Origin of the sequence: Wansuia hejianensis (assembly GCF_014337215.1) — a bacterium.
GTDB lineage: Bacteria > Bacillota > Clostridia > Lachnospirales > Lachnospiraceae > Scatomonas > Scatomonas hejianensis.
In genome coordinates this window covers 627581-651353 of the sequence record NZ_CP060635.1, presented here as the reverse complement: position 1 = coordinate 651353, position 23773 = coordinate 627581, and the positions used below count along the sequence as shown (strand labels likewise).

Genomic DNA, 23773 nt, shown 5'->3' with positions numbered 1-23773 from the left:
TTTTGCGTATTTCCAGGGCAATTCTCTCTATTTTCTCCTCCGGCACATCTGCAGGGACTTCAAAAACAGCCAGCTCCGAAAAGCCTTTTCTCTCCAGCTGCAGCCTTTCTTCCTCATCTGCCCGGCGTTCCTCCCCGCCGACGGTCAACAGGACAAACAACGTATCTTTTCCTGCCAGCCTCTGATACAGTCCATCCCCGGGCGGCTGTTCAGGCGGCTGTCCCGGGACCACGAAGATTACCAGGTCCTGTTGGCCAAACAGGCCTCCCTGACTCCTGAGCTTCCTGCGGTTGAAATTCAACACTTTTCCATACCTCGAAAGCTTTTCTGTCAGCAGCTCTGCCACACCGCCTGTCCTCTCATCTCCATGCCAGATGCAGGATACCCGGTAACTCCTCCGAAACAGGTCGGGCCTCCGGCTTTTGGTCCGCTCCAGAGACTTCTGATGGCGCCATTCTTCTATCTTTTTGTGGTCTCCGGACAATAGCACCGGCGGGACCTGTCTGTCATGCCAGATCTCAGGCCGCGTATAATGAGGATATTCCAAAAGATTGTCCTGAAGTGACTCAAACTGAGAAGACTCTTCATTGCTCAGGACGCCGGGTACAAACCTGGATATGGCATCAATCATCACCATCGCTCCCAGTTCTCCTCCTGTGAGTACATAATCGCCGATGGAAACGTAATCCGTCACCACCTCTTCCAGCACCCTTTCATCGATCCCTTCATAATGGCCACAGAGAAGGACGAGAGCCTCTTCTCTGGCAAATTCCTCTACCATAGTCTGATTCAGCACCCTTCCCTGGGGCGTCAGATATACGACCCGCATGGTACGGCCGGCCTTCTCTTCCACAGCGCGCACCGCCCGGTACACAGGCTCTGCCTCCATGACCATTCCGGCGCCGCCGCCATAGGGGTAATCATCCACCCGCATATGCTTGTTGGCCGAAAAATCCCGGATATTCACTGCCTCAACCGTTATAAAACCGTTTTTAGCCGCCCGCCCCAGGATGCTGGCGCCGGCGGCCTGCTGAATCATTTCAGGAAATAAAGTTAATACATAATAATTCATCAATTATAAAACCTGCTGTGTTATCATCGGATTCATCAGTAGAACAGATCGCTGAAATAAGAGCCATAGGTTCCGATTGCCTGCGCGGCAAAAACTGCTGCAATGCCCCAGATGACCAGGAATACAATCCCCAGAACCAGCCCTGCGATGGCCAGCCCCCTGCCGGTGACTCCCGGTTCCTTTGTTTTGGAGATTCCAGAGATTCCTAACAGAACAGCCAGTATGCTTGGCATAAAAAACGCAATGGCGATAATCCACATAAAGCCCATCCCTGGAAATGACGCAGCCGCACTGAAGGCCGCTCCCAGATAGCCCAAAAAAATGCCCACGAGCCCCAGTACCAGTGACGCGACCGCCATGCCGCAGGTCTTGCCCCCTTGTTTGTACGGCTGCTGATTGTACAGCTGTTGGTTATATGCCTGCTGATTGTAAGATGGCTGGCTGTACTGCTGCTGATAGCCGCCGTAATTCTGATTATAAGAGGAACTCTGATATCCCTGATCTGCCGGCTGCTGTCCGCCGTATCCGTATCCCGTATCCTGCTGTTGATAGTTGTAGGGGGTCTCTTCTTCAGCCGGTTTTCCGCAGTATCTGCAAAATTTAGCCTGCTCCTCCAGCTGTGAGCCGCAATGCTTACATGTCTTCATCTTCACTACCTCCTTCGTAATCTATCAGGCCCGGAAGCAAACGCACCGTCATTTTCCCAGCCTCCACCTCAACTTTTATAATACACTGTCTGATTGCAGGAATCAAGACTTCTCCATAATTCTTTGTATCCACAGAGTAGACGTCGTTCGCCCCTGTCTCGATCACATCCTTCAGAACTCCCAGCTTCTTTCCGTCCTCCAGACAGACCTCCATCCCTATGAGGTCTGCGATGTAATATTCATTTTCCTTCAGGGGAACCGCATGCTCCCGCGATACATACAGCTCGCACCCTTTATATTTTTCCACGTCATTGATGGAATCAATGCCTTTAAATTTCAGGATGGCAAACTGCTTGAAGAATTTAACACCCTGTACCTCCAGATCTAACCGTTCTGTCTTCGTCTGAAGATATACACGCCTGATAGTTCGGAAACGCTCAGGTTCATCCGTTGTCGGGTATACCTTGACCTCGCCCTTAATCCCATGGGTTGAAGTTATGACACCCACCTTCAAAAACTGCTCCATACATGTTCTCCTCCCGAAATCTAGTGTCAGCCATATGCAGGATAAATCCCCTTTCCCGTGAAAAAAATACGGCCGAAGAGTTTCATAATCAGAAACCTTCCGGCCGCACGCAACCAGGCGCTGCCTCACATGACAGCCCTGTTTCACTGCAGAATTTCAACCACAACTTTCTTGTCGCTCCTGGAAGAGGCGGCCTTAACCACAGAACGGATCGCTTTCGCAATACGTCCCTGTCTTCCGATCACCTTTCCCATATCAGAGGGCGCAACCTTCAATTCAATCAGCAGATCATTGCCGCTTTCCGTCTGGGTAACGACTACCTCATCAGGATTTTCGACCAGAGATTTTGCAATTACTTCTACCAATTCTTTCATTACAAGATACCTCCGCCCGTGAATTATTTTTCAATACCTGCCAGCTTGAAGATCTTGCCAACAACTTCTGTAGGCTGGGCACCATTTGCAAGCCATTTCTTAGCTGCCTCTTCATTCACGCTGTATACGCTCGGATCCTGGTTCGGATCATAGGTGCCGATTTCCTCGATAAATCTGCCGTCTCTCGGAGAATTAGCATCTGCTACAACGATTCTATAAAAAGGTGCCTTTTTCTGTCCCATTCTTCTTAAACGAATCTTTACTGCCATCTTCTTTCACCTCCCTGTGGAATTTTTATCTATTTGAGAACAAATTTCCGGCTAAAACGGGAATTTGAAACCTCCTAGTTTGCCTTTCTTGCCTTTCATCATTCCGGGCATCTGCTTCATCATCTTGCGCGTCTGCTCAAACTGCTTCACAAAGCGGTTCACCTCAGCGACCGTCACACCCGCGCCTTTTGCGATCCTGTTCTTTCTCGAAGGGTTCAGTAGATCGGGATTGGACCGTTCCGCCGGCGTCATGGAATAGATCATAGCCTCTTTTCTGGCCAGATCCTTCTCATCCACCATGCCTTCCAGATCCTTCATCTTGCCGCCCAGACCCGGCATCATGCCCAGAACACTGGAAATTCCGCCCATCTTCTTCATCTGATTCATGCTTTCCAGATAGTCATCGAAGCCAAACTGGGCTTTCCGCATTTTCTGTTCCATCTCTTTGGCCTTGGATTCATCCAGATTGGCCTGGGCCTTCTCTATGAGACTCATCACATCTCCCATGCCCAGTATTCTGGAAGCCATACGATCCGGATAAAACTGCTCCAGATCCGAAAGCTTCTCGCCCATGCCCACATAGAAAATGGGTTTGCCGCAGATGGCTTTTATGGAAAGTGCAGCTCCGCCTCTGGTATCACCGTCCAGCTTAGTCAGAACAACACCGTCAATCCCGACCTTTTCATTAAAGGTCTCCGCCACGTTGACCGCGTCCTGACCGGTCATGGCATCCACCACCAGAAGAGACTGATCCACATGCACCGCCTCCCGGATAGCAATCAGCTCCTGCATCATGTCTTCATCGATGTGAAGACGGCCCGCAGTATCCACGATTACCACATTCATTCCCTGGCCCCTGGCGTGTTCCACAGCCGCTTTGGCGATATCCACAGGCTTCTTCTTATCGCCCATGGCAAATACCTCTATGCCCTGCTTCTCACCATTCACCTGCAGCTGCGTGATCGCAGCCGGACGGTAAACATCACAGGCCACCAGAAGAGGCTTCCTGCCCTTGGCTTTCAGCTTCCCGGCAATCTTGGCCGCCGTAGTGGTCTTACCTGCACCCTGCAGGCCCACCATCATGACAACTGTGATCTCATTCCCCTGCTTCAGGGTGATCTCCGTCGTCTCTGAGCCCATCAGCTTGACCAGCTCGTCATTAACAATCTTAATAACCATCTGTCCGGGATTCAGGCCATTCATGACATCCTGTCCAACTGCCTGTTCCTGCACAGAGTTAATAAACTGCTTTACAACCTTAAAACTCACGTCCGCTTCCAGCAGCGCCATCTTGACTTCCTTCAGCGCGCTCTTCACGTCGGACTCCGTCAGCCGCCCCTTGCTCCTGAGCTTCTTAAATACATTCTGCAGTTTCTCTGTTAAGCTTTCAAATGCCATGAATTATAATTCCTCCAGAATATCCGAAGAGATTTCTTGAATCTGCTTCATGCGCTGTCCCAGGCTGCCCTCATCCTTCTCAGAAGTCAGCGCCTGGATCTGTCTCACATTCTCTCTGATATGCAGAAATTTCTCCACCAGATGCAGTTTGGATTCATAGTCCTCCAGTATCCTGCCGCACCGCTTGATCATGTCATGAACACCCTGCCGGCTGATACCGGCATCCTTCGCGACTTCACTGGCGGAAAAATCATTGAATACCACTTCCTCATAAACACGCCGCTGGTGCTCCGTCAGCAGCTCTCCGTAAAAATCATACAGAAGAGACTGCACTACAAACCTTTCCATCTGCATCACCTTTGTCATCATACTATAGCGCATTCAACTTGTCAAGTAAAAATTCTTGACATATATACACCTCACAAACCATACCCAGTCAAATTTCGGGTTTGCTTACAAATAGGTCGGTGAGGGGAAGTGTTTTGGATCCCCGGACGAAAGGGTGGGGGGAGGCGGGGCGGAAAAGGGACGGCGCCAGTATTTTTTTGCCGAATTTCAAATTCTACCGCCTGAGACCCTCGGGGTTCCCCCTCTGGCGAGAGCCACTGTAACGTCTGGAACAGCCAGAAAAGCAGCGGGAGACCGGCAGGCCGCAGCCCCTGGAGGTCTCCCACTGCTTTTCGTCCGGGTACCCACACACCGCTCACCACAAACCCAAAATTTATCTCTCTTCCAGCTCGGCATATTTTTTGTGATGTCCCACGTATTTATAAGCCGGACGTATGATTTTGCTGGAATTTACCAGTTCTTCTATCCGATGGGCTGACCAGCCGGATATACGCGCGATGGCGAACAGCGGCGTATACAGTTCCTTTGGCAGGCCCAGCATGGTATAGACGAATCCACTGAAGAAGTCTACGTTTGCACATACCGGTTTCAGAAGCCGGCGTTTTCTGGCAATGCATTCTCCGGCGATTCTCTCTACCGTCGTATACAAGGTATACTCCTTTTCCAGATTTTTTTCTTCCGACAGTTTCTGAGCGTACTCCTTCAATATTACCGCTCTGGGATCAGATTCTGTATAGACTGCGTGGCCCATGCCATAGATCAGGCCGGCATGGTCAAAGGCCTGCTTGTCCAGGATCAGGTTCAGATAATTCCGAAGCTTTTCCTCGTCTTCCCAGTCAGTCACGTGCAGTTTGATGTCTTCAAACATTTCCTGCACTTTCAGATTCGCGCCGCCGTGTTTCGGGCCCTTCAGGGAGCCGAGGGACGCTGCCACGGCTGAATATGTATCGGTTCCGGAGGAGGAAACTACATGAGTCGTGAATGTGGAGTTGTTACCGCCGCCATGTTCTGCATGAAGTACCAGTGCCACATCCAGCACCTTCGCTTCCAGCTCGGTGTACTTGCCGTCAGGATGAAGCATCTGAAGCAGATTTTCTGCCAGTGACAGCTCCGGTTTCGGATTCCTGATGACCAGATTGTGGCCCTGGAAGCAATGGCGGTATGTGTGGTAGCTGTATACGGCTAACAGAGGCATCTTTGCAACCATACTCAGAGATTGCCTCAATATGTTCTGAATGCTGGTATCCTCCGGGTTCTTGTCATAAGAATAGAGGGTCAGCACGCATTTCTGCATAGAATTCATCATATTAGTGCTGGGCGCCTTCATGATGACATCCCTCGTGAACGCTTCCGGCAGCTCACGGAAGCTGCCCAGTATCTCCACGAAATCGTCCAGCTGGTGCTTTTGCGGCAGCTCCCCAAACAGAAGCAGATAGGTTATTTCCTCAAACCCAAACCTGCGGTTTCTGAATCCCCGCACCAGTTCGGATACATCGTATCCCTGATAGTAAAGCTTTCCGTTCGCCGGAATCTTCTCTCCCTGTTCCGTCACTTCAAAACCGATTACATCCGAAATCTCCGTAAGCCCGGTCAGCACTCCTTTCCCAGCGGAATCTCTGAGCCCTCTCTTGACATCGTACTCTGTATAAAGCTTCATATCGATCTTGCCGGATGTACGGCTGAACTCCACCAGTTCATTTAACTTTTCTTCCATATTATCTCGATCTACAGTCATACCAGCATTCCTTTCTTTCAGCGGCGAACTCTGTGATGTGTCTTCCTGGTGATCCCGCGGCTCATTCTCCCGCACGCACATGACCCAGAACAGCGCCGCACATTATATCGTATACCCGCCGGACACTTTCTAATGCATGCCCTTACGGCAATGTATACCCGCAGGGCACACCGCAACACATGCCCTGCCGGGCGGGGAACAGCTTATGCTGTTCATAAGGTATACTCCAGAGTATCCCATAACACATGCCCCTGGCGGGGCGGAAGAACAGCCTATGCTGTTCCATAAGGTGTACTCCAGAGTATCCCATAACACATGCCCCTGGCGGGGCGGAAGAACAGCCTATGCTGTTCCATAAGGTATAAAAGAAAGAGATAATTCGTATATTCCAAATTCTTTCCTGAATTATCTCTTTCTCAATATTACTTTTTTTTATTTTTTTTGTCAACCAGAATTCTCCGGTCAAATGCAGATTTACCACATAAAATCAGGTATTTATTTAAAAAAGCTTTATGATTGCTTTTACCACGCTCTCCGCGTCCCCCACCGCAGTATCAAATGCCTCCTTCGCATCTTCCAATGTAAATTCATGAGTGACTACCGGCAGGACATCAATTTTTCCTCCCGCCACTGCTGAAATTGCCACTGGATACAGGTTTCTGTACCGGAAAACTGTTTTAATTGTCAGCTCTTTCCCTATCGCGGCTCCTATGTTATATGGCAGTACAGACCTGGCAGACAGGCCCACCAGCACGACTGTCCCGCCGCTTTTAGCCAGCGGCGCAGTCTGAAGGACTGTTTTTTCAGAACCCGCAGTTTCTATGACGATGTCTGCGCCTGTTCCTCCCAGCAATCTTGCGATCCTGTCCTCTGTGTCCTCTTTGGCCGCACAGACTACGTTTGTAGCGCCCATTTTCAACGCATACTCCAAACGTTTTTCAAACAGATCCACAACAATTATTTCCGATGCACCCATTGATTTGGCAGCGGCCGCAGTCATCAGCCCGATGCAGCCGCTGCCCAGTATTACTACCGTACTTCCCAGCGTAACGCCGCCCTGCCTGCAGGCATGAAGGCCTACACACAGAGGCTCGATCAGCGCTCCCTCTTTTGTGGATACATGCTCCGGAAGCCTGAAACACATATTTGCCGGATACACAATGTAATTCTGCAGGGCCCCCTGCACAGGAGGCGTCGCAAAGAAACGGATATCCTTACACAGATTATACTTTCCCCGCTTGCAGTTATCACATTCCCCGCAGCTTAATCCCGGCTCCAGAGCCACGCGGTCTCCCACGTTCAGATGGCGCACAGCACTTCCTGTCTCCGTCACGATTCCGGCAACTTCATGTCCGAGGATAAAATCACCCTCCACTGCATAGCTGCCGATTCTTCCGTCTTTATAATAGTGCACATCCGATCCGCAGATGCCGCAGTATTCAATTCTGACCTGAACCTCTTCAGTCCCGGGAACCGGTATGGGAACCTCCTTCAGATAAAGTGTCTCAGGTTCTCTCATATATGCCGCCAGATTCTTCATCTTTAGTATCCTTTCTCTTTCAGTCTCTCTCTGACCATGGTATTCAGAAATACCGCGAAGACAATCAATGCCCCGCGCACCACATACTGCCAGTAATCATTGACTCCCAGCAATGTCATGGAATTCATCAGCACGCCCGTGAACACACAGCCTACCAGAGTTCCCCGGATCGTTCCGGCCCCGCCGGCCAGGGAAGCTCCGCCTATTATCACAGAAGCGATCGTATCCATTTCATAGCTGGTTCCCACATTGGGTGATCCGCTGTTCAGCTGGGCGGATACCATGACTCCTGCCAGGCCTGCCGCAGCGGAGGTGAGCATGAATACCATACTTTTAATGCGGTTAACATTCAGCCCGCTCAAGGCCGCCGCCTCCGGGTTCGACCCTACAGCGTAGATCGAACGTCCAAAGGGCGTCTGCTTCAGAATGTACCAGGTGATAACCAGAAATCCAATGAATATAATAGCCGGGAACGGAATCGGCCCCACATACCCGCTTCCAAGAAATTTAAACCAGTCCGGATAGCCCTGGATCGGAAACCCATTCGCAATCAAAAGCGCCGCTCCCCGAAGCAGCTGCATTCCAGCCATTGTGACGATGAAGGACGGAACCCGCAGCCTGGTGATCACCAAAGCCATCAATACTCCCACGCATCCGGAGAGCGCTACCGCAGCGATAATACCGATGACAATTGCCGGAATTTCACCCATCCCTGCTCCCAGCAGCATTTTATTCACATATGCAGTGATCACGCCCGCAAAAGCCACTGTCGAACCGACGGAAAGATCAATCTCTCCTGAAATAATTACCATCGTCATAAAGCAGGCAATAATACCTTTAAATGATATATTTCTCAGGATATTAAACAAATTCCCAACCGTCAGAAAATTATTAGCTGTCAGGCTAAAAAGGATAATCATCACCAGAAGAATGATCTCTAACAGCCAGTCTGTAATTTTAAATTTTCGCGTCTTTGCTGTGTTCATTCTGCTCCCCCCATACTTAAAGAATAAATGGATGTAACATTTAATTCAGATACCGTCTTTTCATCCACCAGAAATCCATTTCTCATAATTAATATTCTGTCGCATACCTCCAACAGCTCTTCCAGTTCACTGGACACCATGATAATGCTTACTCCTTCCGATGCCGCTTTCCACATAACCTGAAAAATCTGTTGTTTTGCATTTACATCAACTCCGCGTGAGGGTTCATCCATAAGCAAAATGTTCGGTTTCGTATTCAGCCAGTTTCCGACAACCACTTTCTGCTGATTACCACCGCTCAGCAAACTGACCGGCAAATGATAATCCGCCACCTTGATCTCTAAATCCTGGATCTGCCTTTCAATAAACTGTTTTTCGAGTTCTGAACTCACCTTATTACCGGGACTGATTTCCTGAAGATTAGCCAGCACCAGATTATCCCCGATGCTCAGTTGCTGGCAAAGCCCTTCTTCTTTCCTGTTTTCAGATGTAAATCCACACTTCATTCTTCTCATCATGCTGGGATTCCATTTGTGCATTCTCTTTCCGTAGAGAATCAGCTCTCCCTTGTCTATCTGATCTAACCCGTAGATCGCCCTTAAAAGCTCTGTCCGTCCTGCGCCCAGCATTCCGGCGATCCCGAGGATTTCTCCTTTTTTCAGCTTCAGGCTGATATCATGCAGTTTGAAGTTAGTAATTCCATTTGCCTCTAGTACGATTTCATCCTGGACCCATGATCTTTCTTTCGCGTTATGTACGACATTTCCAAACATCATCTGTATCAGGCCGGCCGAATCCAGATTTTCCACTTTTTCTGTGCCGACCAGGTGACCGTCCCTGAGAACAGTTACCTGATCGGCGATTTTAAATACTTCCTGAAGCCGGTGAGAAATAAAAAGTATGATAATATCCTTCTTCTTCAGATCCTCAATTACCCGAAACAGATTTTCACATTCTTTATCCGACAATGCAGAAGTAGGTTCATCCAGAATGAGTACCTGCGGATTGGCAAGCATGGCCTTGGCAATTTCCACAAGCTGCTGCTGTCCCACAGTCAGATCACGCACATAGGCTTTAATATCCAAGTCTATCCGGAGATATTCCAGGATTTCTCTGGCCTTTTGATTTACCTTAGCCCAGTCAATTCTGCCCTTTCTTTTCAAGGGTAATTTCCCGATCATCAGATTTTCTGCCACCGTCAAATCTCTGATAACGCTCAACTCCTGATAAACTGTTACAATTCTTTCCTTTATGGCCGACTCTGCTGATGACAGGTTCAATTTTTTGCCATCCAGAAAAATTTCACCTTCCGTAGCCCGGTATACCCCTGAAAATATTTTCATTAACGTACTTTTACCTGAACCATTTTTCCCCAGAACTGCATGCACTTTTCCCTCATCAAATGAAACTGAAACATCCTGAAGCGCCACTGTTCCCGGAAATACTTTCTTAACACCTTTTGCTTCCAAAATGTGTTTAGACATAAGTATCCTCCTCCTGCCTCTGCCAGATCCCACTGCCTTATTTTGCGTGTTCATTCCAGTCTGCCAGCCATTGGTCCACCTTATCCAGATCTGACCGGGTCAGCAGAATACAATCCGCATGGAAATCCTTCTCTTCCGGCTCAACTCCGTTTACTACGTAATCATAAGTCGTTTTTACCGCATAGGTTCCCAGCGTATAGGGGTCCTGCGCCGTCGTGCCCTGTAAAATGTTCGCGTCAGATTTCATCATATCCACCAGCTGTTCACTGCAGTCAACACCGAAAACTACGGTATTATTGGGATTGCCGGCAGCTTCAATGGCATTTACACATCCGACCACTCCATTTTCGGAGGCGCAGAAGAATACGTCAATATCACTGTTTTTAGTCAGGATATCCGTCGTCACATTATAAGCCTTATCAGCGACCTCGCCCTCCTGGCGCGCTACGATATTTATATCATAATCGCTGAGCTGATCCAGGAATCCGGTAATGCGCGCGTCTGACCCTGTCATATCCTGGCCGTCATAGGTGACAAGAGCCACATTAATTGTCTCATCCTTGGAAAAATGTTCTTCAAAATATTCTTTTGCATAGATACCCGTTGATTCTCCGAGATCGTAGCAGTCATTCACTCCCGAAGCGAAGACCGCATCCGAATTCAGGGTAATGGCACAGGCAAATACTGCCGCCCCTTTCTCAGCCGCCGTTTCTGCGATTGCCGCTGAAGAGTCCGGATTCACGCATTCGATGATGATCCCTTTGGCTCCTGCCTCCAGCATATTGTTAATCTGGGATGTTTCTGTCTCAGACGAGTGCTGGGAGTTAGACGTAAGTATCTCGATTCCCAGCTCTGCCGCCGCATCCTTATATCCGTTAATCATAACCTGGGTAAACTGATCCTCCTGCAGGCCGGTTGCCCCGAGAATGACCTTCACATCCTCTGCTGAACTCGCGGACGCTTCTGAGCTGCTTTTCTCCGCGCTTTTTGAGGTACTGCTCTCAGCCTGTGACGATTTTCCCGAAGAGCTTGTCTCTGAATTGCCGCCGCATGCCGTCAGTGAAACGGCACATGCCCCCACCATGAGTAGCGCTAAAATCCTTCTTTTCATACCTTTATTCTCCTTTTCATATTGTATTTAAAACATGCGCGATGCATATTTTTAACAGATATCCGTTTGCTATCGGATCGGATAGTTCCCATATTTATGTGCATATTCATACATCAGAAAGAAATTCTCAACAGGCACATCACACTGGACATGGTTTGTGGGCGAGAGGATATAGCCGCCTCCAGGCGCAAAGCCTTCAATCCTCTTTTTCACTTCTTCCTCCAGCTGTTCCGGCGTCCCCGGCAGGGCATACTGGATGTCGATGCCGCCGTGGAAACAGACCTGATCCCCGAATTCACGCTTCAGAGCGGCCGAATCCATGTCCCTGGCAAAGGGCTGCAGGGGATTGATAATATCCACGCCACAATCCAGCAGGTCCGGAATCAGCTTATGGAGAGAGCCACAGGAATGAAACCAGATTTTAATGTTGGGATGCTGTTTTTTGATTGCGCGGAACATTTCTGTATGACCCTTTTTAAAGAACCGGCGGAACAGCTCCGGAGATATAAACAGGCCATTCTGAGTGGCAAAGTCTTCTGTAAATTCAATCCACTCACAGTAATCTCCCACGTCCTTCAGATAATTCAAATGGATTTCCGTCACCACCTCTGTCAGCTTATCCACCAGCGCATCCACATACTCCTCGTCCTCGTACATGGCCATCATAAAATTTTCTGTCCCGCAGAGGTATTGGCAGTTTTCAAATACTACGCCGGAGACCGCAGAAGTCGCAGTAATCGCGTAATCCGTGTGATCGTTCCAGTCTTTCGCTATCGCTCCAAGCCCCCGTGTCCTCCCCGGATCGGAAGGGTCCGGCCATTTATGTTTTCTCAGCGTGTCTATTTCCATATCCGCCAGAGGATTCAGCGTAATCGCGTTAAAACCCTGAAACAGTTTTCTGCCGATCCCCCACTCATCAATAAGGTTGCCGTCCGCATCCTCATACTTCTGAAAATTCTCTGGCTGGCGGATGTTGATATGGCGGAAATCGCTGCCTATACGGTCTGACAGACGGTAATCCACGTACTGTGTCGTCGTGCCTGGCCGCAGAAGATCGCTTTCTCTCACTTCCCAGCCCAGCTGCTCTGCAATCTTTTGATACTGCTCTGTATGTATCCTGGACGCGGAACCCCACAAGTCTACCGGAACTCTGTCCGGTTCCTGATGATTCAGCGCCATTCTCACTCTCTCTCTCGGTGTCATCCTTTAAGCCTCCTTATTTAATAGCGGGATTGAAACTCTGATATTTTTTCAAAAACCCTCCCCTGCTCCAGGCTTTCGTATGCCCTGCAGTAGATCCCATACATCTCATCATACAGATCAGCGGTTTCCGGTTTCGGCTCATAATGTTCTTTGACTTTAATCATATTCCTTACGCCCTCCCGGATATCTGAAAAGATTCCGACGGCCGCTCCGCCCATCAAAGCCGCTCCTATGACAGCCGCGTCCTCCACCGCTAAGGTGTCGCAGGGAAGCCTGTACATATCCGCCTGCATCTGGTTCCAGATCTTGCTGTTCGTGGCACCCCCGATTATCCTGACTGACTTGATCGGAATCTGATTTTCCTTCATGTTCGTCAGAATATCCTTTTGCTCCATCGTGATGCCTTCCATACAGGCTCTGGCCACGCAGGCCCGGTCATGGGCGAACGTCAGTCCCAGCAAAGTCCCTCTCGCTTCCGGGTTCCAGCGCGGAGAAGCGGCAGATCCGAAATAGGGGAGCATAATCAGGCCTTTGGCTCCAGGCGGAACCTGTTTGATTTTCTCATTTAACAGCTCATAGATGTCTGTGTTTTTCCGTTCTGCTTCCACCCTCTCGGCATAGCCCAGCTCATCACGATACCAGCGAAACACAGACGCAGCGCCAATCTGATATCCTTCAAACTGATAATAACCCGTGATCGCATGGCAGGTAACACACGCCGAAGCCTTCGGATCTCTGTACGGATAATCCATACAGGCGATGGCCATACCCCCGGTCCCAAGAGACACCGAAATCATACCCTGTTCCGTGATCCCGGCCCCGATACTGGCACTGTTCTGATCTCCGGCCCCTACACAGATCGGCGTCCCTTCGGCGAGCCCGGTCAGGGCTGCCGCCTCCCTGCTCACTTTGCCCACCATGGTTCCACAGGGTGTCGGCAGGGGCAGCAGCCTGCGGTCAATGCCTGCTATGTCCAGCAGCTCATCCTTCCACTGATGCCCGGCGGAATCAAAACATCCATAGAGGCAGGCGTCCGGATAATCGATATAAAAATCGTCTGCTCCCAGCCTGCGCAGGAAATAATCCTGTACCTGAACGATCCGCCGCACCTTTTTCCATGTATCTGGTTCGTTCTTCTGCATCCACAGTATTTTAGTAATTATCCAGGTTGTGTTCAAAGGAAGACCGGTCATTTCGTAAAAACCGTCCTTGCCAGTCTTTCTTTCGATTTCCTTCAGCTCATTTCCAGTCCGGTTATCCTGCCAGGAAATTGTTTTTAACACCCTTTCTTCCTGATCTAAAAATATAGATGTGGTTCTCTGGGTGGAGAGGGCAACCGCTGCCACCTGCCCCGGGCGGATGCCTGAACGTTCCAGCGCTTCCCTGCAGCTTGAGAATGCTTCAGCCAGTACCATGTCTATATCCTGTTCAACCCATCCGGGTTTTGGATAACTGCAGCTATATTCCCGGTAAGCTTTCCCCTGCAAAGTACCATCCAGCGCAAATATCATGGTTTTAGTCCCGGTTGTCCCTACGTCAATGCCGCAAAGAAACAAAGGCGCTGTGCCTGTTGTATTCATAATATAAGAATCTCCTTTCCCGTATCCGCTGTACTGCCTGACCGACATTCTCGTTTATGATTCATTTTCTCACTTATCTGAAAAACAAACGATGTACTGCCGCTGCAGATCATCGGTACATCCCTGTTACGCTTCCAATATTATCATGTTATCAATCATTCTGCAATTATATTTTAGTTTTTCTCTCATTTTCACAATTTAATTTTCTCATATTTGTGCATTTTTCTCTTTTCCCAACGATATTTTGTCATTTCTTTTAATTATTTTATCATATTATCAATTTTCTGATAGTTTTACCATTGACATTTTCTGGTTTATATGAAATAATCAATAAGGATTACAGGAAAAGAGGTGAAGACTATGAAAGAGCTTTCTAAACAAAAGCAAAGACAGAACTTCTTATTAGACATTATTAAGAGAGAACAAATGATCAGTACCACCGAATTGGCTAAGCTGGCGAATTGCTCCTATCCCACCCTCTGCCGGGATCTCCAGACGCTGGAAAACGAAAAGCAGATTACTCATTTTCACGGCGGGGTACAATTTACCGGCAGCAATATCAATCAGCTGACACCTCACACCCTGGCCTGCTCGGACTACTACCTGTACGATACCAGAACCCAGCTGAACCGGACTGAAAAGCAGGCAATCGGACAGACAGCCGCTGCACTGGTGCAGCCAAACGATATCATATTCATCTCCCACGGAACCACCACTTCTGAATTCGCAAAAGCGCTTGATCCCAATATGGTTCTGACAGTCATAACCGACGGCCTGGATATCATCAATATATTTCAGGACCATCCCAATGTGAGACTATACACCACCGGAGGGACGATGAACTACAATTCCATGCAGATTGAGCATAACCCTTACATCTCCTGCGATATTTCAAATATCAATCTGACGAAGATATTTATCGGCATCGGCGGCTTTTCTTTTTCAAGAGGCGTTACTTTTTACGATTTCAACAGTTTTGAATTTCTGCGGCAGATTATACCGAATAACAGGGAGCTGATTGTTCTCGCAGATTCTACCAAATTTGAGTCCATCGCGCTTGCGAATTTCATCACGATTGATCAGATCTCCATGCTGGTCACAGACTGGACCATAGACCCGCTCTATGTAAAACAGATGGAAGATATGCATCTGCCTTATTTAATCGCCCCAAGGCCGGCGCCTTACGGGAATAGCCAGTGATCTGCCAAAAGGAGCGTACAAACGGCCTCACCTGAGGAGCTGTCCGGAATACCCACTGCAATGCTTCATACATAAAGCGAAAGAAGGGAGAATAAAATCAGTCTCCCTCCTTTCTCAGCGCTCTCTGTCATTTGAGCTTAATGCCTTTTAACGCATCTGCAAATGCCTGATTCAGCGGCTGTTCTGCTTCTTTCTTTTGCTGTGCCAGATATCTGGCCACTTCCTTTTTATTTACTCCTCCGCCTTCTTTTTTTCTGCGCTCCTCAAATTTCGCCAGTTTTTCTTTATGTCCACAGGAACAGATGAACACGGCGTCTTCTCCTTTTCCCACCATCTCCATCCGCTTGTGGCAGACCGGGCACCGTGCATTCGTGGTTCTGGACACAGTTTCCCGGTATCCGCATTCCCTGTCCTGGCATACCAGCAGCCTGGCGTTCTTCCCATTGACTGCCAACAGCCGTTTCCCGCAGTTGGGGCATTTTTTATTTGTCAGGTTATCATGGCGAAATACCCCTTCCTCTGTCCTGATCTCATCAATCAGTTCTCTGGCATAGCTGCGGATATTTTTCATGAAATCGCTTCGTTTCAGACTTCCCTTCGCCATATCAGAAAGCTGCAGCTCCCATTTGGCTGTCAGTTCCGGCTTCTTCAGGTCTTCCGGCACCAGCCCCAGAAGCTGCCTGGCTTTGGAAGTGATATATATGTCATTTCCCTTCTTCTCCAGCAAAAAGCTCCGGAACAGCTTCTCTATGATATCCGCCCGCGTGGCTACCGTTCCCAGCCCTCCGGTTTCCCCCAGAGTCCTGGCCAGCTGTTCATCCCTTTTTTCCAGATAACGGACTGGGTTTTCCATGGCCGACAGAAGCGTCGCCTCGTTAAACCTGGCAGGCGGCTTTGTCTTGCCCTCCGTCACCGTACTTTTCAGGACCTTCAGCCGCTGCCCCTGCTTTACATCCGGAAGCACCTGGTTTTTTACGGCGTCCGCCTCGGCCTGTTCTACTTCCTCCGGCTCACTGCCGTAGACCTCTTTCCATCCCTCTGAAACAGTAATTCTGCCTCTGGCTGTAAAGCTTTCCTGCGCGCAGATTCCTGTCAGACTGGTTTCCTCATATACATAAGGCGGATATAGAACCGCCAGGAATCTTCGCACCACCAGGTCATAGATTTTCCTCTCGTCAGACGTCATATTGGCAAGCTGCACAAATTGTTCCGTGGGGATGATGGCGTGGTGATCTGACACCTTGCTGTCATTGACAAAAGCCAGTTTTCCCTTCAAGTCTGCCTTTTTCGCCTTCCCCGCCAGCGTCTTATACGGCCCGATGCTGATAGCCTCCAGCCTTTCCCGAATGGTCGGCACAATATCCGCCGTCAGATACCGTGAATCCGTTCTGGGATATGTCAACACTTTATGGTTTTCATACAGCCGCTGCATCAGATTCAGCGTTTCCTTTGCTGAAAAGCCAAATTTCCTGTTCGCGTCTCTTTGCAGCTCCGTCAGATCATAAAGCTGGGGAGCCGGAGTGTTCTTCCTCTTCTTTTCCACCTCTGCCAGCTGCAGGCATCCGGAAACCGCCTTCTGCACGGCCTCTGCCCTTTCTCTGTTCCCCGTCCGGGTGCTTCCCGACTTCTGGTTCTTCCAAGTGAAGCTGATTCCCTCCGCCAGCACCGTCACCCCATAAAAGGGCTGCGGCACGAATGAACGGATCTCCTCTTCCCTTTTAGCTATCATGGCCAGAGTGGGCGTCTGGACACGCCCGCAGGACAGCTGCGCGTTATATTTGCAGGTCAGAGCCCTCGTGGCGTTAATGCCCACCAGCCAGTCCGCCTCCGCTCTGGAAACAGCCGCCTCGTAAAGATGTTCATATTCCCGGGCATCCTTCAGATGCGCAAACCCTTCCCGGATCGCTTTATCCGTCACGGAAGAAATCCACAGCCGGCGGCAGGGCTTATTACATCCGGCCTTCTGAAGAATCCATCTGGCTACCAGTTCCCCTTCTCTTCCGGCATCCGTCGCTATGACAATGTCCCTTATATCCTTCCTGCCCGTCAGCTCCCTTACCAGATGAAACTGCTTTCCGGTCTGTGGAATGACTTTCGTCTCCAGCCTCTCTGGCATAATCGGCAGAACCTCCAGCTTCCATTCCTTATATTTCTTATCATAATCCTCCGGGTCCTGAAGCGTCACCAGATGCCCCATGGCCCACGTGACTACATAATCCTTTCCTTCCATGGCCCCGCCGCCCTTCTGTGAACATCCCAGCACTCTCCCGATATCCCGCCCTACAGAGGGCTTTTCCGCAATGACTAAAGTTTTCATAATACCTCCAACCTGAGCTGCATATGCCGCTCTCGTAAACTGTCATCAAACACATCATATTCTAACAGCTTTTCAAACCTTTTACAACTTATACTCAGGAGAACCGGTCTTGTGGCGAGGCAGGGGTGGATACCCGGACGAAAACAGCGGGGGACCTACAGCTGTAGACTTTGGAGCAAACGAAGAAATACTGGCGCCAATAGATTACAATCAGCCAGTGGTTGCCGTCTGAAACTATACCGATGACACTTTAGGTGGGACTGGGCGTAGCGTTTCAGAGCACCTGAAAAGCTGGGTATCCAAACACTCCGCTCCTAACCGATCAATTGGAAACAATACCGAAATTTTAATAATATACTTGCCATAAAACGCAATTGCATGATATAATTCATTTGAATAGTTTTCCTCTGTCTGAACGGAGGAGTATATGAGCTGTAGGAAGAAGTTAAAAGAACTCACTATAAAAGACAATTTTATGTTTGGGGCTGTTATGTCCATGGAAGATAACTGCCGTCAGTTTTTGGAACTGGTGATGAAGCTCAGGATCGGGGAAATCTGTATAAGTTCAGAAAAAAGCATTTTGTTCCATCCAGAATACAGAGGGGTCCGTCTTGACGTCTATGCTGTTGATGACAGGAATTCACATTATAACGTTGAAATGCAGGTGATACGCAGGGCTGAGCTTAGTAAACGCGCCCGTTATTACCACAGCCAGATGGATATGGAGCTGCTCCGGCCGGGGAATGATTATGCGGAGCTTCCTGATACTTATGTGATTTTTATCTGTGATTTTGATCCTTTTGATCAGGGGCTTTATTGCTACACCTTTGAGAATATTTGCTTGGAAAATGGGATACTGAAGCTGAATGAAGGCTGCCGCAGCATTTTTCTCAGCACTTGTGGAAGAGTCCGGCAGGGTGTTTCCGAAGGTCTGGTTCAATTTCTCAGGTTTGTCAAGGCAGATCTGAGGGAAAGTCAGGAAGAGTTTGAGAACGATTTTGTTAAGCAGCTTCAGGCATCTGTAAAGAAAGTAAAATCCAGCAGAGAGATGGAGGAACGTTTTATGGTTTTAGAAGAAATGTTAAAGGATGAACGCGCAGAGGGAATTAATCAGGGAATTACTCAGGGAATTGCCCGGGGGACTGCTGAATCATTGCTGGGACTTCTGGAAGCTAAGGGTACGGTGCCGGAAGAATTAAAAAACAAAGTGCTGTCTGAACCAGACCTGGATTGCCTGAGAACTTGGCACAGGATTGCGATCCATGCCAGCTCTGTTCAGCAATTTATGGCAGAAATCCAGGCAGTTAAGTAAGATACAGTAATCACACATTTTCGCTGTCGCGGACCTCACCGGTCATGATAGCTGATTGCCTCTCAATTTGTGCTTCTGCAATCACAACAGCAATACCACGGCCGGAATATTGGGGGCACGCGGGGAGCATATCACGAAGCGTGCTCCCCAGTGCCGTCTCATCACGTTTGTGGAAGCAGGTCTCATCACCTGATGTCCACGTCTTTCAACCTTATCTAACTATCAATGCCAGCTCTGGCAATTTCAATCATCTAAAGAACAGAGGAATTCTATTCACTAATCCCATCTATGAATACCTGGCCATACCGGCTCACACTTCCAATGTCCTTGGCTCCCGCATGCAAGCCCGTTTCGCCTCACTGCTGACGTCCAAAGTTTTCACAGTAAACAGGTGTGTTTACTGACGCAGGCATCGCCAGTTTTGAAAAACAACTGCAAAGAACCAGATAAAGGCTACGCACATGTGGCAATTTCTGCCTTGATTATATTTCAGAATCTGATATACTTTATTCCTGAGGATTTTTTCATGGTACAGGTCGGGCAGCACCATCTAATGAACTATTTGTGGAGGCACTTTCCTTTTCCTGTATTGTACAAAGAGTCCGGCAAGCCGGATTCGAGTGCCGGAGCGCGGTCACCCCAGCAGCCATATTTCCTTAGCGCGGAGTGCGCATCCCCCGGAGGGTTTTATATCATAGGACGTACTTTCCTATGATACAAGAAAGAATCTCGCAAGCGAGATTCTCCGCCTGCGGCGGGTTGCATTTGCAACACTCTTCCTCTCCGCCGAAGTGCGATCCCCCGGAGGGTTTTTATATCATAGGACGCACTTTCCTATGATACAAGAAAGAATCTCGCAAGCGAGATTCTCCGCCTGCGGCGGGTTGCATTTGCAACACTCTTCCTCTCCGCCGAAGTGCGATCCCCCGGAGGGTTTTTATATCATAGGACGCACTTTCCTATGATATAAAAAAGCCTGCAGCCAATGGCTGCAGACTCTGAATCAGCCGGAAATCAGACTCGAACTGACGACCCCTTCATTACGAGTGAAGTGCTCTACCAACTGAGCTATTCCGGCACTGTGCGTTTGCACAACGTTTATTATACATGATTTTCAGAAAATTTCAACACCTAAATTTATAATTCATTAAAAAACAGGAGATTTTTATGAGCGACATCGAAAGAAGAAACCTGGATATACTCGAACAGCATTTTCGGGATGGTTGCAAACTCAACTGTATCCAGAAGCTTGGCGTAGAGATCGAGCATTTTATCGTCCATGAGGACACTGGCGCCAGCGTGACGTATTATGAAGAATGCGGTGTGGAATACCTGCTTCACGAAATTGAATCTTACTACCCACGCCATTACTACGAGGGAGAACATCTGCTGGGACTATATAACAACGACTGTTCGATCAGCCTGGAACCGGCCGGGCAGCTGGAGATCAGCATTGTCCCCAAAGAGAGCATACGGGTGATTCAGAAGATTTATCAGACTTTTCTCAGGCAGCTGCTGCCAGTTCTCCAGCGCTGCGGATATCGTCTGGTTACTTTGGGATATCAGCCGGTCAGCCGCGCAGACGACCTTCCGCTGATCCCTAAAAAACGGTACGATTACATGGATCAGTATTTCCAGTCCTCCGGCACCAGAGGGCGCAATATGATGCGCGGCACAGCAGCTACCCAGGTCTCTATTGACTACTGTTGTGAAAAAGATTTTCAGCGCAAATATAAGAGCGCCTATCTGCTGATGCCTGCTTTAAAGCTTCTGACCGACAACACTCCGGTATTTGAGGGCGCGCCCTATCAGGGCTGCCTGGCCAGAACCTACATCTGGAATAATGTGGACAGCGTCCGCTGCGGCATGATCCCAGGCACTTTCCGGCCTGATTTCGGCTTCCGGTCCTATGCGGAATACCTCTGGAATCTTCCGCTGATATTCCTCCCAACGCCGGAGGGTTCTGTCTACACGGGCAGCCGTCCTGTGAAAGATATCTGGAAAGACCATCTGATCACACCAGAGGACGTGGAGCATATCCTCTCCATGACCTTTCTGGACGTGCGCGTGAAGCACTATGTGGAAATCCGCGGCGCAGACAGCATGCCTTTTGAATATGTCATGGCCTATCTCGCCCTGATTAAGGGACTCTTCTTTAAACCTGAGGTTCTGGAAGAGCTTTTGGCACAATATCCTGTCACAGAACAGAATATACTGGATGCAGAGAACCACCTGATGAAAAAAGGCTATGACAGCGAAATATACGGCCAGCCGGCTTCCGTATTCCTATGGAAGCTGCTGGATCTGGCCGAAGACCATCTGGAAGACGGAGAGGCGCTCTGCCTTCTGCCCTTCCGCAAAAACATTCAGAAGCGTATGACGCTGGCAAAGGAGTATTATGGAATCTATCCGCAGACAATACCAACAAATCATAGAAGAAAATTTTGAAGAAAATTACCAGGCTGCTTTGAAGACTAAGGACTATCTGGAACATTCCTCTGTGGCCTACCATGGACGCTGCGTACGGACATTGCAGATCCCCAAGGTTTTCACACCTGAGGTTGCTGAAAAATACGGGGAAATTGTCACCGTCACTTATGGGATATTTGAAAAGGTGATCCGGGAATATCTTGAGAATCCGGAGTATCGTAAGCTTTTCCCTTTTTCCAGAGAACTGGAAGATCTGATCCTGGTTCCCCGGGGATACGACAGCTTGCTTCCCATTGCCAGGTTTGATATTTTCTATAACGAAGAAGACGATTCTTTTAAATTCTGTGAGATCAATACAGACGGGACCAGCGCCATGAACGAAGACTACGTTCTGAATCAGGCTCTGGAGCTGAACCCGGCGCATCAGGAGATGAAACGGCGGTATGCATTTTCATCCTATGAGCTATATGATTCATGGGTTCAGACCTTCCTGAACATCTACGGTACTTACAAAGGCAGGGTGGATCATCCCCATGTGGCGATCGTGGATTTTCTTGAAAACGCATCCATTACCGAATTTGAAGAATTCCAACGCCGCTTTGAGAAAGCGGGCGTTTCCTGCGAGATCTGTGAAATTACAGAAATGACTTACCAGAACCACGTGCTTTATTCCCCTTCCGGCCATCCTGTAGACGCCGTCTACCGGCGGGCGGTCACGACAGACGTATGTGCCGCTTCTGCCCGCATTCAGCCCTTTCTGGAGGCCGTACGGGAACAGGCAGTATGCCTGATCGGAGCTTTCTGCACACAGATCATCCATAATAAATGGCTGTTCAAGCTTATCCGCGAAGAGCCCACACTCTCGCTGTTAGACCCGCTGGAGCGTGATTTTGTCAGAAAACATATCCCCTACACGAACCTGCTGGATGAACGATACTGCTCTAAAGAAGAGATTTTGGCGGAAAAGGACCGATGGCTGATAAAACCCCTGGATTCTTACGCATCCAGGGGTGTCTACGCCGGCTGTGACGACACTCCCGAACAATGGCGGAAGCATGTGGAGGCCAGCTTTAATCATGGCTATATCTACCAGGAATACTGTCCTCCCTACCGGACGAAAAATATTTGTTTTGTAGAAGATCCAAGGTGTTTTAAAGAATACACCAATATGTCGGGCCTTTTCGTCTATGACGGTAAATTCTCCGGCATTTACTCCCGGCTTTCCGACGGAGGAATCATCTCCAGCCAGTACAACGAGAAGGCCGTCGCCTCTCTGCTGCTGGAAAAAACTCTTTAGAATTTCTTAGTCTTATAGGCTCCTGTGCTGGCGCGGAACATCCCGTAGATGGTTCCCGCGCTGGCCACCGCCGTAAGGATATATCCTATGATCAGATCTTTATAATAGACAGCACTGATCTCACTGTCCTTCAGGAATTCAGGTATCGCCCTGTAAGCGTCACCGAAACCGATGTCGAATTCCGTCTTATAAGCGCCGTATATTTCCAGCGCAAATGCCACATTGTTAGCGAAATAGATCATAACGGCGACCATAGCCAGGCAGACAATAATTCCGATCACATTCAGATTGCCGGCAAACTTCTCATATCCCTTCAGCGCCAGAACTGCCATCACCAGTCCCGCCAGTCCTGCTATGTATCCCAGATGATAAATCAGTACCCATAGAGCCGCTCCAATCAGCGCTCCTAAAAACGCTCCTACAATTCCAGCCACAGGATTGCCTTTAACCGCCTTTTTTGCCTGACGGTTCAGCTCCAGTGACTGATTCACCCTGCTGAAGCAGTCCGGACAGAGAAAATCCATCTCTCCATTGACGCTGCAGAGATTCAGCGCCGCATCCTGCCTGCCGCAGCTTCCGCAGCCGGAGATAAATCCGTTTTCAGCCAGATAATGGACCGCCGTATCCAGGTACGTCATCAGTTTCGCAACAGTCTTATCCGCAGAGTTCTTTCCCTGTATTCTCGCTGACAGATGAGCGCCGGTACAGCTGTATCCCCGGTCTGCCAGCTTCTGTGCGGCCATTTGCCCCAGAAATGCCTGTGCCGGAAGGCCCGGCGGCACCGTCGGAACAGCGTCAATCACCACTGTATAGATACCGGTCGTCCCGTCCCAGGTCATATTCACAAAATAATCCCCGTAACGCCCGCTCAAGACTCCTTCCGGATACTCCTGCAGGCCTGTATAATTCATAATTCCCTGCTGTACTTTAGCTTTCCATTTCAT

At 49.1% G+C, this 23773-nt stretch carries 19 protein-coding genes, 1 tRNA gene and 1 pseudogene; 4 read left to right on the top strand and 17 right to left on the bottom strand.

What is annotated here, in order from left to right; genetic code table 11:
• Positions 1-391: 391 nt before the first annotated feature.
• The 14 genes and pseudogenes from trmD to H9Q79_RS02985 all read right to left on the bottom strand — a co-directional run.
• A pseudogene (gene trmD, locus H9Q79_RS18465) lies at positions 392-1072 on the bottom strand (tRNA (guanosine(37)-N1)-methyltransferase TrmD); the annotation flags it as partial.
• A 35-nt stretch (positions 1073-1107) separates the two neighbouring features.
• Positions 1108-1719, bottom strand: coding sequence for a DUF4190 domain-containing protein (locus tag H9Q79_RS03045; protein WP_118647913.1), 612 nt, complete (start codon positions 1717-1719; stop codon positions 1108-1110).
• Positions 1706-2245, bottom strand: a complete 540-nt coding sequence (rimM, locus tag H9Q79_RS03040; protein ID WP_118647923.1) for a ribosome maturation factor RimM — start codon at positions 2243-2245, stop codon at positions 1706-1708. Before rimM ends, H9Q79_RS03045 begins: the two co-directional genes overlap by 14 nt.
• A gap of 143 nt (positions 2246-2388) precedes the next feature.
• A complete protein-coding gene (locus tag H9Q79_RS03035) occupies positions 2389-2619 on the bottom strand; it encodes a KH domain-containing protein (protein ID WP_118647915.1) in 231 nt (76 codons plus the stop codon).
• Between the two features lie 23 nt (positions 2620-2642).
• Entirely contained in the window at positions 2643-2888 is a 246-nt protein-coding gene (gene rpsP / locus H9Q79_RS03030; RefSeq protein ID WP_118647917.1) for a 30S ribosomal protein S16, read from the bottom strand.
• 51 nt (positions 2889-2939) lie between these two features.
• Positions 2940-4286 carry a signal recognition particle protein gene (ffh, locus tag H9Q79_RS03025; RefSeq protein WP_118647919.1) on the bottom strand — a complete coding sequence of 449 codons (1347 nt, stop codon included), beginning with the start codon at positions 4284-4286 and terminating at the stop codon, positions 2940-2942.
• Between the two features lie 3 nt (positions 4287-4289).
• Positions 4290-4634, bottom strand: coding sequence for a YlxM family DNA-binding protein (gene ylxM / locus H9Q79_RS03020; RefSeq protein WP_118647924.1), 345 nt, complete (start codon positions 4632-4634; stop codon positions 4290-4292).
• Between the two features lie 373 nt (positions 4635-5007).
• Positions 5008-6369 carry a citrate/2-methylcitrate synthase gene (locus H9Q79_RS03015; RefSeq protein WP_249329165.1) on the bottom strand — a complete coding sequence of 454 codons (1362 nt, stop codon included), beginning with the start codon at positions 6367-6369 and terminating at the stop codon, positions 5008-5010.
• A 499-nt stretch (positions 6370-6868) separates the two neighbouring features.
• Positions 6869-7909, bottom strand: coding sequence for an NAD(P)-dependent alcohol dehydrogenase (locus H9Q79_RS03010; protein WP_249329164.1), 1041 nt, complete (start codon positions 7907-7909; stop codon positions 6869-6871).
• A gap of 2 nt (positions 7910-7911) precedes the next feature.
• Positions 7912-8895, bottom strand: a complete 984-nt coding sequence (locus H9Q79_RS03005; RefSeq protein ID WP_118648259.1) for an ABC transporter permease — start codon at positions 8893-8895, stop codon at positions 7912-7914.
• On the bottom strand, positions 8892-10379 hold the full coding sequence (locus H9Q79_RS03000; protein ID WP_118648257.1) for a sugar ABC transporter ATP-binding protein: 1488 nt from the start codon (positions 10377-10379) through the stop codon (positions 8892-8894). Before H9Q79_RS03000 ends, H9Q79_RS03005 begins: the two co-directional genes overlap by 4 nt.
• A gap of 37 nt (positions 10380-10416) precedes the next feature.
• A complete protein-coding gene (locus H9Q79_RS02995) occupies positions 10417-11490 on the bottom strand; it encodes a sugar ABC transporter substrate-binding protein (RefSeq protein WP_118648255.1) in 1074 nt (357 codons plus the stop codon).
• Positions 11491-11559: 69 nt separating this feature from the next.
• Complete coding sequence (locus tag H9Q79_RS02990; protein ID WP_118648253.1) at positions 11560-12693, bottom strand: uroporphyrinogen decarboxylase family protein; 1134 nt, start codon at positions 12691-12693, stop codon at positions 11560-11562.
• Between the two features lie 17 nt (positions 12694-12710).
• Complete coding sequence (locus H9Q79_RS02985) at positions 12711-14273, bottom strand: FGGY-family carbohydrate kinase (RefSeq protein WP_249329163.1); 1563 nt, start codon at positions 14271-14273, stop codon at positions 12711-12713.
• 360 nt (positions 14274-14633) lie between these two features.
• Between H9Q79_RS02985 and H9Q79_RS02980 the strand changes: the two genes are divergently transcribed.
• The gene (locus H9Q79_RS02980) at positions 14634-15473 is read left to right on the top strand and encodes a DeoR/GlpR family DNA-binding transcription regulator (protein WP_118648249.1); all 840 of its coding nucleotides are present in this window, start codon (positions 14634-14636) and stop codon (positions 15471-15473) included.
• Positions 15474-15600: 127 nt separating this feature from the next.
• Here the strand turns inward: H9Q79_RS02980 and H9Q79_RS02975 are convergent, their stop codons facing one another.
• The gene (locus tag H9Q79_RS02975; protein WP_118648247.1) at positions 15601-17790 is read right to left on the bottom strand and encodes a DNA topoisomerase III; all 2190 of its coding nucleotides are present in this window, start codon (positions 17788-17790) and stop codon (positions 15601-15603) included.
• 427 nt (positions 17791-18217) lie between these two features.
• Between H9Q79_RS02975 and H9Q79_RS02970 the strand changes: the two genes are divergently transcribed.
• Complete coding sequence (locus H9Q79_RS02970; RefSeq protein WP_118648245.1) at positions 18218-19102, top strand: Rpn family recombination-promoting nuclease/putative transposase; 885 nt, start codon at positions 18218-18220, stop codon at positions 19100-19102.
• Between the two features lie 1005 nt (positions 19103-20107).
• Here H9Q79_RS02970 and H9Q79_RS02965 read toward each other — a convergent pair.
• Positions 20108-20180 (bottom strand) — tRNA-Thr (locus tag H9Q79_RS02965).
• A gap of 89 nt (positions 20181-20269) precedes the next feature.
• Here H9Q79_RS02965 and H9Q79_RS02960 point away from each other — a divergent pair.
• The gene (locus H9Q79_RS02960) at positions 20270-21550 is read left to right on the top strand and encodes a glutamate-cysteine ligase family protein (RefSeq protein ID WP_249329161.1); all 1281 of its coding nucleotides are present in this window, start codon (positions 20270-20272) and stop codon (positions 21548-21550) included.
• On the top strand, positions 21501-22829 hold the full coding sequence (locus H9Q79_RS02955) for an ATP-grasp domain-containing protein (protein ID WP_249329160.1): 1329 nt from the start codon (positions 21501-21503) through the stop codon (positions 22827-22829). Before H9Q79_RS02960 ends, H9Q79_RS02955 begins: the two co-directional genes overlap by 50 nt.
• Here the strand turns inward: H9Q79_RS02955 and H9Q79_RS02950 are convergent.
• Positions 22826-23773: a hypothetical protein gene (locus H9Q79_RS02950; RefSeq protein ID WP_249329159.1), complete on the bottom strand. Its 948-nt coding sequence runs from the start codon at positions 23771-23773 to the stop codon at positions 22826-22828. The two genes, H9Q79_RS02955 and H9Q79_RS02950, sit on opposite strands and share 4 nt — an antisense overlap.

Bases quoted from the DNA above. Each gene is read 5' to 3' on its own strand.
- H9Q79_RS03045 (WP_118647913.1), bottom strand. From the start codon at position 1,719: ATGAAGACATGTAAGCATTGCGGCTCACAGCTGGAGGAGCAGGCTAAA.
- rimM (WP_118647923.1), bottom strand. From the start codon at position 2,245: ATGGAGCAGTTTTTGAAGGTGGGTGTCATAACTTCAACCCATGGGATT.
- H9Q79_RS03035 (WP_118647915.1), bottom strand. From the start codon at position 2,619: ATGAAAGAATTGGTAGAAGTAATTGCAAAATCTCTGGTCGAAAATCCT.
- rpsP (WP_118647917.1), bottom strand. From the start codon at position 2,888: ATGGCAGTAAAGATTCGTTTAAGAAGAATGGGACAGAAAAAGGCACCT.
- ffh (WP_118647919.1), bottom strand. From the start codon at position 4,286: ATGGCATTTGAAAGCTTAACAGAGAAACTGCAGAATGTATTTAAGAAG.
- ylxM (WP_118647924.1), bottom strand. From the start codon at position 4,634: ATGGAAAGGTTTGTAGTGCAGTCTCTTCTGTATGATTTTTACGGAGAG.
- H9Q79_RS03015 (WP_249329165.1), bottom strand. From the start codon at position 6,369: ATGACTGTAGATCGAGATAATATGGAAGAAAAGTTAAATGAACTGGTG.
- H9Q79_RS03010 (WP_249329164.1), bottom strand. From the start codon at position 7,909: ATGAAGAATCTGGCGGCATATATGAGAGAACCTGAGACACTTTATCTG.
- H9Q79_RS03005 (WP_118648259.1), bottom strand. From the start codon at position 8,895: ATGAACACAGCAAAGACGCGAAAATTTAAAATTACAGACTGGCTGTTA.
- H9Q79_RS03000 (WP_118648257.1), bottom strand. From the start codon at position 10,379: ATGTCTAAACACATTTTGGAAGCAAAAGGTGTTAAGAAAGTATTTCCG.
- H9Q79_RS02995 (WP_118648255.1), bottom strand. From the start codon at position 11,490: ATGAAAAGAAGGATTTTAGCGCTACTCATGGTGGGGGCATGTGCCGTT.
- H9Q79_RS02990 (WP_118648253.1), bottom strand. From the start codon at position 12,693: ATGACACCGAGAGAGAGAGTGAGAATGGCGCTGAATCATCAGGAACCG.
- H9Q79_RS02985 (WP_249329163.1), bottom strand. From the start codon at position 14,273: ATGAATACAACAGGCACAGCGCCTTTGTTTCTTTGCGGCATTGACGTA.
- H9Q79_RS02980 (WP_118648249.1), top strand. From the start codon at position 14,634: ATGAAAGAGCTTTCTAAACAAAAGCAAAGACAGAACTTCTTATTAGAC.
- H9Q79_RS02975 (WP_118648247.1), bottom strand. From the start codon at position 17,790: ATGAAAACTTTAGTCATTGCGGAAAAGCCCTCTGTAGGGCGGGATATC.
- H9Q79_RS02970 (WP_118648245.1), top strand. From the start codon at position 18,218: ATGAGCTGTAGGAAGAAGTTAAAAGAACTCACTATAAAAGACAATTTT.
- H9Q79_RS02960 (WP_249329161.1), top strand. From the start codon at position 20,270: ATGAGCGACATCGAAAGAAGAAACCTGGATATACTCGAACAGCATTTT.
- H9Q79_RS02955 (WP_249329160.1), top strand. From the start codon at position 21,501: ATGGAATCTATCCGCAGACAATACCAACAAATCATAGAAGAAAATTTT.
- H9Q79_RS02950 (WP_249329159.1), bottom strand. From the start codon at position 23,773: ATGAAATGGAAAGCTAAAGTACAGCAGGGAATTATGAATTATACAGGC.